This window comes from Bacillus sonorensis NBRC 101234 = KCTC 13918 (assembly GCF_001592005.1).
GTDB lineage: Bacteria > Bacillota > Bacilli > Bacillales > Bacillaceae > Bacillus > Bacillus sonorensis.
Map to the genome: position 1 here is coordinate 119,443 of NZ_BCVZ01000010.1, position 11,613 is coordinate 131,055.

An 11,613-nucleotide genomic window follows, 5' to 3' on the forward strand; every position below is an offset into this window, starting at 1 on the left:
ATCGTATTATTTATTTATGTCACTGCCTCGCAGCCACGCTTGAATCTCTTCTACTGTAGGATCTACCGGGTCTGGTGTTAAACCCGGTATATATTGACATGCTTCATATATAACGGGTATGACATTGGCATGGATTCCAGTTGAATGGTGAATATATGGACCTTTCACTAATTTTTCTTCCCATAGCGGCCAATCATTCACTTCTACCCATACATACGATCCTCTTGAGTACGGCCCCTCAATCCCTTTAGCTTTTCCTAAAAAAATTGAATACTCTCCATGGTCACCATCAAAGCGCGCTATTGTCATCTCTCCGCCTTTTATCTCCCCTTCATGCGTACCTGGTGAATGATCTTCGAATAAAAAGTGTTTATTTAATGTAGGCCTATCCTCGACACTTAGTGAAACCGGAAAATTTCCGCAATGGAATAACAACTCTCCATTTGGGTTTTCAGGGTGTCTAATTGTAATATCTGCAAAAAAAGTTGGTGACGTGTTTAAAGTTGCAGCTTGAACCATAATGGATGTAATTGCGCCATGAATATCTGTTTCGCAAGTGACTGGGATTTGTTCATCAGTTAAGATTGCATTTGCCAAACAAGGCATAATGCCTATAATGTCTTGTAATGTAGACCAGCATTGAATAGCAATAGCCGAGCTGCCCGTTTCTTCAGCATATCGCTTCATCGCAACTTTTAGTGAAGCAATACGACGTACGTGTTTTTCTTCAACCATGCTCCAGTCAAGTGTTTCTTTAATATAATCAATCGCTTGATCTAACTCTGCGCTTCCTTCTTCCTCAACTTTTAGCGTTTTCTGCTTTATTTCATCTAAGGTAATCGGGTAAATTTGAATCCCGAACTTTTCAAGCAATTCCCCTTCGTTACAAATCACTGACCAAAAATCAGAAGGTCTAGTTGAGATTTGAAGTATTCGGAGCTGTTTAAAATGCTTCACAACATTCGCTGCACCAATAAAGTTTTTAAACCCTCTTTCAAAGACTTTAGAATCAACAGCACTGTTTGTTATGTAAGTAAACGGTACATTAAATCTGCGTAGCACCTTACCAGTTGCAAAGATTCCGCACTGTGTATCCCGAAGTCGCATCCCGTTTTCCAGTGGAGCTTCATCTCTCGGCCCCCATATTAATACAGGTTTATCAACTGCTTTGGCTATTTTGGCTACAAGGTCTTCCGTGCCGAAATTACAATGCGGAAAAAATAATGCATCTACCCCCTCGGATTGAAATCGATTTACAATTGCAGCTTCATCCGAGCGATTATATAATAGACCTTCCTCATTGATTCCTTCTAAATCGACTATTTCAATTTCTAACCCAAAACTTTTTATTTTTTTCATTATTAACTCTTTGTATTTATAAGCGTCTTCTTTACTAAACACGAATCTCCGTGTTGGAGCAAAGCCCAACTTTAGCTTTTCCATGTTCTCCCCCCTCAAGACTATAATCCTATTAAACATCAACTAAACAACAACTAAACTGAAGTAGACGTTTTTTATCTAAACATTTATATTGATTTCTCAAAATTAGAGTATCACCCCAACTAAACGAAAGTCAACACATTTTATATAAATTTAATTCCTTTTTTATAAAATGTAATCGTTTTATTTTAGTTTTGTTTAGTTCTGGTGAGGGTTGAGTGCTTTATTATTTATAGGTGTTAAGCCTGATTATACATATATTTCACCAAGTTTGACACAACTAAATTTTTTCACTAAACTATGAGTAAATATGTTATTAAACATAGGCGGAGGGTATACATGAAGATTGATGACATTGCAAGGATAGCCGAGGTTTCTAAATCCGCTGTCTCATTAGCGTTAAATGGGAAACCCGGTGTCAGTCAAGAAACGAGAGAAAGAATTTTAAAGATCGCAGAGAAGCACAAGTATAATCCAAGACCTTCTTCAAAAATACAAAACAATAAGCAATCAAAGATTTTCCGTTTTGTCGCATGCACACATACCGGAATTATCACTGAACAGTATCAATCCCAGTCCTTTTTTATGGAACTTATCAATAATATAGATCAATCTTTTACATCAAAAGGATATTCTTTAATCATTTCTTCAATTAATGTTGACTCATTAGAACAAGAAATCTCCAATCTTGAAAAACAGCAAAGTTCTTCGGGGATATTAATGCTGGGAACTAACTTAACTGAAGAGCAAATCAAAAGCGTAGCCAAATTGCAACCAAATTTAGTTGTTTTAGATACATGCTTTGAAACCCTGAATATTAACTTTATCGTTATGAATAATGTTTTAGGGGCTTACCAGGCGGGAGAATATCTTATAGAGTTGGGCCATAAAAAGATTGGCTATGTTGAATCCAGTTCCAGAATGTATAATTTTGATATGAGAAAAAAGGGATTCCAAAAAGTCATGTCAGAGAACAATTTAATGATCCAACCTGAACACACATTTCAAATGTCACCTACGGATGTCTCTGTGCAAGAAGCATTCAAACAATCGATTTTGAATCTAAAAGGCAACTTGCCCACAGCATTATTTTGTGAATGTGACTACATGGCAATTAGTGTAATCAAAACACTTAACGAATTAAACATAAATGTCCCTGAGGATATATCGGTAATTGGTTTCGATAATATTGCCGAGTCTCAAATCATAAGTCCAGAATTAACTACAATCCACGTAAAGAAAGACAAAATTTCATCACTTGCTGTTGAAAAGTTAATCAGGGAAATTGATCATAATGAAGATGATAAGATGAAAATATTTGTCGATACGGAACTCATTATAAGAAAATCTTGCTGCTCACCAAATGAAAAGTGAAAAGAAAGCATCGATTTTAAAGGCTTCAGAAAGCTAGTGTAGGGCATTCATTCAATTGCCCATAATGAAATGCGCCTTGTAGAAAGACACTAAAGAATGGCTTTCTACAGGGCAACAACAGATTTCAGCCAATTTATACAGTTTCGTTCTCCAATCTGATAAATTATCTGTTCGTTTTACTGCCTTTCAACCTGATGAGGAAACGTCCTGAACATTTAACTACGACTGACAAGTCTGCTTAACACAATGCCCGACCTTCTTAAACCCTCTAGATGTTATGTTTCTTTTGGACAAAAAACCCCTTTAGACAATCGTATTAAAGGGGTAGAATTTAATTTATTTCAAAAGTCTCCTTACTCCACCGTCACACTCTTCGCCAAGTTCCTTGGCTTATCAACGTCACAGCCGCGGTGCAGTGCAGCGTAGTATGCGATCAGCTGCAGCGGGATGACGGAGACGAGCGGAGATAGCTCCGGATGCACTTCAGGCAGGACGAAGCGGTCGTCTGCTTCTTCCAGGCCTTTCAGCGAGATCACGCAAGGGTTGGCGCCGCGGGCTGTCACTTCTTTGACGTTTCCGCGGATGCTTAAGTTGACGTGTTCCTGTGTCGCAAGGGCGATGACCGGTGTGCCGTCTTCGATCAATGCGATCGTGCCGTGTTTCAGTTCGCCGCCGGCGAAGCCTTCAGCTTGAATGTAAGAAATCTCTTTCAGCTTCAGGGAGCCTTCAAGGCAGACGAAATAGTCGAGTCCGCGGCCGATGAAGAAGGCATTGCGTGTGACCGTCAAGTATTCGCGCGCGATCATTTCCATTTCATCTTTTTGGTCGCAAAGGGCTTCCATCGCGTTTCCGATGATGCCGAGTTCTTTTACTAGGTCAAAGCCGAGCGCTTTGCCATGGCTTTCTGCAGTGACAGCTGCCAGGATGGCCAAAACGGCGATTTGCGCTGTATACGCTTTTGTTGAGGCGACCGCGATTTCCGGTCCGGCATTCAGCAGCAGCGTATAGTCCGCTTCACGGGAAAGCGTTGATCCCGGTACGTTTGTAATCGTCAGCGCTTTGTGGCCAAGGTTTTTCACCTGGACGAGAACAGCGCGGCTGTCAGCCGTTTCTCCGCTTTGAGAAATAAAGATAAACAGCGGTTTCTCGGAAAGCAGCGGCATGTTGTATGAAAATTCACTCGCGACATGGACTTCAGTCGGAACTTTCGCCCATGTTTCAATGAATTGCTTGCCGACAAGACCGGCATGGTAGCTCGTTCCGCAGGCGATGATATAAACGCGGTCCGCTTCTGCCACCGCATCGGCGACATCGCCGGGAATGGAAAGCCTGCCGTTTTCGTCTTGGTAGGTTTGAATGATTTTCCGCATGACAAGCGGCTGTTCATCAATTTCTTTTAACATGTAGTGAGGGTATGTGCCTTTTTCGATATCGCTGGCATCAAGCTCTGCAATATAAGAGGCACGGGACATGATGTCACCGTCAAGATTTTTGATCACGACTTTTTTGTCGGTGACGATGACCATTTCTTTATCCATAAGCTCCACATATTCATTTGTCACTTGAAGCATCGCCATCGCATCTGATGCGACAACATTGAATGTATCTCCAAGGCCGACGAGCAGCGGGCTTTTATTTTTTGCTACATAGATGGTTTCTTTATTCTCATGATCAAATAATGCAATCGCATAGGAACCTTTCAGCAGCATAAGCGTTTGGCGGAACGCTTCCTCTGTGTCAAGGCCTCCGTTGACGAATTGTTCGATCACTTGAACGACAACCTCTGTATCCGTATCACTTTTTAGTTCTACGCCTTGCAAATATTCGCGTGTCAGCTGAACATAGTTCTCGATGACACCGTTATGAACAAGCGTAAAGCGGCCTGATGCGCTTTGATGCGGGTGTGCGTTTAGACGGCTTGGTTCACCGTGAGTCGCCCAGCGTGTATGTCCGATTCCAGCCTGGGACAGCACGTTTTCATCAACAGCTTCACGAAGATCGGCGATGCGTCCTTTTTCCTTAAACACATGGACTCCGTCTTCATTAGCCACAGCGATTCCTGCTGAATCGTAGCCGCGGTACTCCAATTTTTCCAAACCCTTTAATAAAATTTCCTTTGCATCAAGCTGGCCAATATAACCTACAATACCACACATATTGTTCTTCCTCCCGAATACGCAGGAAGGAGACGAAGAAGTCTGCTTTTCAGGCGGGGACGTTTCTTCGTCCCCTCCTACATGTTTTTGTTGGAAGATCATGAGATTTCCCTTTGTTCAAAGAGTCGCCTCTTTGGTTTGAGGAAATCCTTGCGGCTGTGATCTTTTAGGTCAGCCGGGAGGCATCCGCCGAATATTTCGATAACCTCCATCCTCGTCAACTAAGCTCTTTCATCCGTACGCTTAGTCCGGGCGCTATAACTATATAAATAAAAAATCTTCAACCCTGCCTTTCCTTTTGAATAAAACAAGACAAGCTGATTTTACTACAGGCAAAAAGAACCGTCAAACGTTTTTCACACGATTCACATTCTTTTCAAGAATTGAAACCGGTTCCCTTTATCTTATGTCAAATCAGCATGTCCTGTTCATCGGTTATCTGCGGAAATTTACTCCGCTCCCATTTCCGCCTTTACGACGTCTACAATCCGGCCGACGTATTCCTCGCAAAGCTCCTTCGTTCTGGCTTCAGCCATTACGCGGACAAGCGGCTCTGTCCCTGAAGGGCGGACAAGGATACGGCCGTCGCCGTTCATTTCTTTTTCAACCTCTTCAATAACCGCTTTGACTTTTTCGTTTTCGGTCACTTTATTTTTATCAGTCACCTTCACATTGATGAGCAGCTGTGGAAATTTCTGCATTTCCGCTGCAAGCTCTGATAAAGGCTTGCCTGTCATTTTGATCGTGTTCATCAGCATGATCGCCGAAAGCAGGCCGTCGCCCGTCGTATTGTAGTCAAGGAAAATCAGATGTCCTGACTGTTCTCCGCCGAGATTATAGCCGTCTTTTTTCATCGCCTCGACGACATAGCGGTCGCCGACTGCTGTCTGAACGCTTTTGATTCCTTCAGCTTCAAGCGCTTTGTAGAAGCCGAGGTTGCTCATCACGGTTGAGACAACGGTGTTTTCCGCCAACCGGCCTTCGCCCTTCAAGTACTTCGCGCATATGTACATGATTTGGTCGCCGTCGACGATATTGCCTTTCTCATCCACAGCGATCAGCCGGTCGCCGTCGCCGTCAAACGCCATGCCGACGTCAGCTCCTTTTTCTTTTACAAAAGCGGCAAGTGCTTCTGGATGGGTCGAACCGACGCCGTCATTGATATTTAAGCCGTTCGGAGACGTTCCCATCGTCGAAACATCGGCATCAAGGTCGGCAAACAGATGGGTAGCCAGTGAAGACGTCGCCCCATGCGCGCAATCGAGCGCGATATGAATGCCTGTAAAGTCCTCATCGGCAGTCTGCTTGAGAAATTGCAGATATTTTTGTCCGCCTTCAAAGTAGTCATTAACCATGCCGAGATCGGCTCCCACAGGCCTTGGCAGATGATCTTCCGGCTGATCCATCAGGCGCTCGATTTCAAGCTCCTGTTCGTCGGAAAGCTTAAAACCATCGCCGCCGAAAAACTTGATGCCATTATCTTGGACAGGATTATGCGAAGCTGAAATCATCACGCCTGCTTCGGCATCCATTGCTTTTGTCAAATAAGCAACTCCGGGCGTCGAAATGACGCCGAGGCGCATCACTTCGGCTCCTATTGAGAGGAGACCGGCGACAAGGGCTCCTTCCAGCATATGGCCGGAAATACGCGTGTCACGGCCGATCAGCACCTTGGGACGTTCTTTGTCTTTTGTTAGGACATATCCGCCAAAACGTCCGACTTTAAAGGCCAGCTCGGGTGTAAGTTCACTGTTTGCGACACCTCTCACACCGTCTGTTCCAAAATACTTGCCCATTTATATCGCTCCTTTTTGATTCATGAAGGTTGTGAATCTGTTTCAGAATGATTCTTTTCCTCGTCATCCTGACCTTTGTCATTTTCTTTTTGAGATGTTTCAGAAGAAATTCTAACTCTAACATGTTTTTGCGGCAGCGACCATGCAATATTCTGCGGGCCGTTGACTTCAAGTTTGGCGTCGTGCTCGCCATCGCTCAGATCCGCTGCATTGATATAGAGTTCGATGTCTGACGGCTGAAGCTTTGCAATCGCGGCTTCTGAACCCTTTGCCGTGATATCCAGCCTGCCGGTTTTCGGATCGAGAAATTCAAGATCCTGGCTGTCGCTAAGCCCGACGGTTTTGATCGAAACGTTTTTCAGCTTTTTCTCTTCTTCTTTGTCTACTTTCACCTTGATGTTCACTTTTTCCGGCGACACTTTTTTGGCCCCTTCCGGCACCGGAATATCAGCCTCAAATTCAGTGTCGTCTTTAATTTTACTTAAATCAATTTCAGTACTGTCGACAAATTCTAACGAATCCAGGACATTTTTCGGCCCATAGACGGTCACTTCCCCGGGGCTTGAATCCAAGCTGGAGATGCTGATGCCCTCAGGGAGGCTTCCTTTTCGCCCAAGCTTAATGGGAACCTTTTTGCTCGGGCTTGTCACCGGAACGGTGATTTTGACGACGGACGGGTTAACTTCGACCGGAAGAATATTTCCGTCTCTGTCATACACCGTCAGCTTTGCTTCCTTTTCCACCGTTTGGTCTACGCCTTCCAAATTGATCGTCGCCTTTATGCTTGCGATTCTGTCGATCACGGCTTTCGCTCCCGTGACACTGACGTTTTTCGGATTGACGATCGGCTGCTCCGGCGTATAACCGTCCTTCATCTTATTCTTATTGTAAAAATCGGCCTCAACCGGAAATTCCTTCGTCGTTCTTTCTTCAATGGTTACCGTGGTTACAGAAGGATTGATTGTCACGCTCAGTCCTTCCGCGACATTTCTCGCCTTTAATTCCACTTTATGCCTGCCGGTTTTCAGGTTCTGCATATCGGCATAGATTTCAAAATCCTTAACCTGTCTCACTTTCTTTACAGTACTAGTCGGTCCCTTGATCGTGACGTTCACAGTTTGCGGCACGCCTGTCACCACATAGTTTTCATCATCATAATACGCTTTTACCGGGATATCGGTAAGGGTCGCTTCATCTGTCGTCGATGTCGGAAAGAAAGATTCACCCGGTTTCTTCGGGGTCGGTGCTTGCGCACTATGAACCGCAAAATACAGAAGAAACGCGAGCAATAACGCGATCACTTTGACAGACCAGGGATTGTTCAGGAATTTATCCATTTTTCTTCCCCCTCCAATACCAGCGGTATGAGGAAGTTTCCCGCGAATTTTTTTTGAACTCTGCCTCAAGCATATTTTGCAGCGCTTCTTCCGACAAATCGCGGTGAAGGTCTCCGTTTTTGGCTACGCTGATGCCGCCGGTTTCTTCGGATACGACAATCGTCAGACTGTCGGTCACTTCACTGATCCCCACTGCCGCTCTATGCCTCGTGCCAAGTTCTTTAGAAATAAACGGGCTTTCAGACAGCGGCAGATAGCAGGCTGCTGCGGCGACCTCATTGTTTTTCATGATCACGGCGCCGTCGTGAAGCGGTGTGTTCGGAATAAAAATATTGATCAATAGCTCAGAGCTGACCTTTGCATCAATCGGGATCCCTGTTTCTATGTAATCGCCCATTCCGGTTTCCCGTTCAATGGTTAAAAGTGCGCCAATCCGCCGTTTTGCCATATATTTGATCGCTTTTGTAATCGCGTCTATCGTTTTTTGCTGCTGCTCTTCCTCAGGAGTTCCGCTTCGGGAGAAGAAGCGTCCGCGGCCGAGCTGCTCCAGCGCTCTCCTCAGTTCCGGCTGGAAAATGATGATGACCGCTAAAAATCCCCATGTGATCGCCTGGTCAACCAGCCATTGCAGTGTGCTCAATCCTAAAAATTGGCTGGCCACCCGGACAAGAACAATGACTACGATTCCCTTTAAAAGCTGAACCGCTTTCGTTCCGCGGATGACCATTATTAATTTATATATCACGTACCAAACAAGGAGAATATCAACGGCATCGCCGAGGTACTGCAAAAAAGGGATATCCTCAAAAGCCATTTCCTCGTCCTCCAAGAATTCAGTCATTAGTTAAGTTTATATGTTTCAACATTGTATTATATATAATTTTATATACAGAGGCTATTATACCACACTTTAATTTTTCAAGGGAAATGGCGGCATCATAAAAAAGAGCAAAGCCGCTAATATCAGCTTTGCTCTTCATCTTTAGAATCATTCACGCCGAAAACCGCTTTTCCGGCCGATTTGATTTTGTACCAGATCCAGTCAAACGCCGCGTTGATTTCGTGGATCTGACCGGTGACTTGTCCGGCTGAAGCCGTATATTTTTCTCCGTTTACAATGGTGACATCACCATCTATTTTACCCTTGATAATCAGCTTGCCGTTTTTAACGGTGACATCGCCCTCTACGACTTCGCCTTCGGGTACGGTGACGGTGTTGTTTTTCACGACCAGATTCGGCTGATTGGATACGCTGAAGTCATGGTCATTTTTCCAGCTTGAAAAAAAGCTGCCGCCCATCAGAATGACAAACAGCGCTGCAGCCACGATAAACGGATGAGCTTTCAGCCATCTGTTAATGGAGACCGTCCGTTTTTCCTTCGGCAGATTTGCCAGCACATTGGCCGTAAAGTTTGCCGGAGCTGTTAGATGTGACGTGCTCTGCACAAGAGCGATCGATTTTTCCATTTCGTGAAGGTGTTTTCTGCATCCTTCACATGATTGCAAATGCTCTTTCAGCTGCGTCTCATCATCCGGAAGAATGTCTCCATCGAGATATTTGTGCATAAGCTGAACAATGTGCTCCGGACAGCTCATTTCATCACCCCACTTAAAGATCCCTTAATTGTTTTCTGAGAGCCTCTCTGCCTCTGTGTATTCTGGTTTTTACAGTACCCACGGGTATGTTTAGGATTTCGCTGATCTCGATCAGTGAGAGCTCGTCAATGTACTTCAATACGATGACCGTCCTGTATTTATCGGGAAGCCTTAAGATTTTTTCCTGAATGGTACTGTGCAGTTCCAAGGAAAGCACTTCATCCTCTGGAAGCGCAACATCCGCCGCAACCTGTGAATACATCGTCAGTCCTTCTGTTCCTGCCACCTCTGCATCCAAGTAATAGTCCGGCTTTTTTTTGCGGATACGATCGATGGTCAAATTGGTTGCAATTCGATAAAGCCATGTCGAAAATTTCCGGTTGATATCAAAACTGTCGATATTCACGTATGCTCTGATAAATGCTTCCTGCGCAATATCTTCCGCCTCATGCGCATTGCCGAGCATACGGTAGCAAAGCTGATAAATTTTGTCTTTATAAATATCCACGATGTCTGCAAATGCGTTACGGTCGCCTTTTTTCACCTGTTTGATTCTTTTTTTTATCATTGTTTCCATATTTATCTAACCTCTGCCTTCACCGGTCTTTATGTATACGGGTTGATCTTTAAAAGGTTTCATGAAATTCATAAAAATAGTTTAACAAAAAATTGGCAGAGTGTAGATGGTTTACACAGGCTCAGGCCCTTAATATTAGCTTAAAATTATTATACAACATAAACATTTTGAAATTGAGGTTTTCAGGCGAATGATCGGCGGCCGCTCCGCCGCCGAAGACCGTCTATAATAATTTTTCCCCAAATAATGAACCCATTAAAGCAACAGCCGTCTCTGCCGTCCTGTTTTTCTCGTCCAAAATCGGATTCACCTCTACAAATTCAGCAGACGTGATGAGGTTGGACTCTTCAAGCATTTCCATTGCCAAATGGCTTTCTCTGTAGCTGATCCCTCCAGCAACGGGAGTTCCTACACCTGGCGCATCGTTCGGATCAAGGGCGTCCAGATCAAGCGACAAATGGACGCCGTCTGTCCGTTCCCGCAAGTATTCAATCGTTTCCTCCATGATCCTTGTCATGCCGAGGCGGTCGATTTCATGCATCGTATATACTTTGATTCCTCTGTCGCGGATCAGCTTTTTTTCCCCGTCATCAAGAGATCTCGCTCCGATGATGACGATGTTTTCCGGCTTAACTTTGGCACCATCCCCATAAATCCCGGTCAGCCGTTCATGTCCGATCCCCATGCTGATTGCTAGAGGCATTCCGTGAATATTGCCGGATGGCGAAGTTTCCTTTGTATTTACATCCGCATGTGCATCATACCAGATCACACCCAGATTTTGATAATGCTTCGCAAGTCCAGCCAGCGTGCCGATCGCAATGCTGTGATCACCGCCGAGAACGAGCGGAAATGAACCTGAAGCAACCATTTTATCAACGGTCTGAGCCAGCTTTACACTCGCGCTTGTAATCGCTTTCAAATTGCGGAGCTCTTCTTCTGAGGCAGGTTGACCGCCTTCCTTTTCATCCTCCCTCTGACCGATTGTGATATCTCCCAAATCTTCAATATCATCGCAAAGGCTTTCCAAACGCTCATTGACGCCGGCACAGCGAATCGCGCTCGGGCCCATATCCACTCCCCGCCTTAATTGGCCAAGATCCATGGGCACACCAATCATGGAAATCTTTTTAAACATATCATATCCCCCTTTCAGACTTTCATTGTACAGTCCAATTTAAAATTGACTCAACAAGACATTTTTTTGAATAGTTATACAATCAAGGCAAAATAAAAAGGACATCCAAACAGGATGTCCAAAAACTGGGCTAGCTGGATTCGAACCAGCGCATGACGGAGTCAAAGTCCGTTGCCTTACCGCTTGGCTATAGCCCAAA

Annotated in this window: 9 protein-coding genes and 1 tRNA gene; 1 reads left to right on the forward strand and 9 read right to left on the reverse strand. The window is 44.5% G+C overall.

All coding sequences use genetic code 11. From position 1 onward, the window contains the following. Positions 1–6: 6 nt before the first annotated feature. Positions 7–1,443 (reverse strand): L-fucose/L-arabinose isomerase family protein, encoded by a 1,437-nt coding sequence (locus tag BTR1S_RS13030; protein ID WP_006639958.1) that lies wholly within the window; start codon positions 1,441–1,443, stop codon positions 7–9. Positions 1,444–1,779: 336 nt separating this feature from the next. On the opposite strand from BTR1S_RS13030, the gene BTR1S_RS13035 reads away from it, so the two are divergent. Continuing rightward, positions 1,780–2,814 (forward strand): LacI family DNA-binding transcriptional regulator, encoded by a 1,035-nt coding sequence (locus tag BTR1S_RS13035; RefSeq protein WP_029419495.1) that lies wholly within the window; start codon positions 1,780–1,782, stop codon positions 2,812–2,814. Positions 2,815–3,167: 353 nt separating this feature from the next. On the opposite strand, the gene glmS is transcribed toward BTR1S_RS13035, so the two are convergent. From glmS to BTR1S_RS13075, 8 genes are all read right to left on the reverse strand, one after another. After that, entirely contained in the window at positions 3,168–4,970 is a 1,803-nt protein-coding gene (glmS, locus tag BTR1S_RS13040; RefSeq protein ID WP_006639956.1) for a glutamine--fructose-6-phosphate transaminase (isomerizing), read from the reverse strand. Positions 4,971–5,419: 449 nt separating this feature from the next. Beyond that, positions 5,420–6,766: a phosphoglucosamine mutase gene (gene glmM / locus BTR1S_RS13045; RefSeq protein ID WP_006639955.1), complete on the reverse strand. Its 1,347-nt coding sequence runs from the start codon at positions 6,764–6,766 to the stop codon at positions 5,420–5,422. A gap of 20 nt (positions 6,767–6,786) precedes the next feature. Beyond that, positions 6,787–8,103, reverse strand: coding sequence for a CdaR family protein (locus tag BTR1S_RS13050; protein ID WP_006639954.1), 1,317 nt, complete (start codon positions 8,101–8,103; stop codon positions 6,787–6,789). Further along, on the reverse strand, positions 8,096–8,917 hold the full coding sequence (gene cdaA, locus BTR1S_RS13055; RefSeq protein WP_006639953.1) for a diadenylate cyclase CdaA: 822 nt from the start codon (positions 8,915–8,917) through the stop codon (positions 8,096–8,098). Before cdaA ends, BTR1S_RS13050 begins: the two co-directional genes overlap by 8 nt. A 149-nt stretch (positions 8,918–9,066) precedes the next feature. Beyond that, on the reverse strand, positions 9,067–9,699 hold the full coding sequence (gene rsiW / locus BTR1S_RS13060; protein WP_006639952.1) for an anti-sigma-W factor RsiW: 633 nt from the start codon (positions 9,697–9,699) through the stop codon (positions 9,067–9,069). 13 nt (positions 9,700–9,712) lie between these two features. Then, the gene (gene sigW / locus BTR1S_RS13065; protein WP_006639951.1) at positions 9,713–10,276 is read right to left on the reverse strand and encodes an RNA polymerase sigma factor SigW; all 564 of its coding nucleotides are present in this window, start codon (positions 10,274–10,276) and stop codon (positions 9,713–9,715) included. 223 nt (positions 10,277–10,499) lie between these two features. Further along, positions 10,500–11,414 (reverse strand): arginase, encoded by a 915-nt coding sequence (rocF, locus tag BTR1S_RS13070; protein WP_029419496.1) that lies wholly within the window; start codon positions 11,412–11,414, stop codon positions 10,500–10,502. A 125-nt stretch (positions 11,415–11,539) separates the two neighbouring features. Beyond that, positions 11,540–11,611, reverse strand: a tRNA-Gln gene (locus BTR1S_RS13075). Positions 11,612–11,613: the final 2 nt, after the last annotated feature.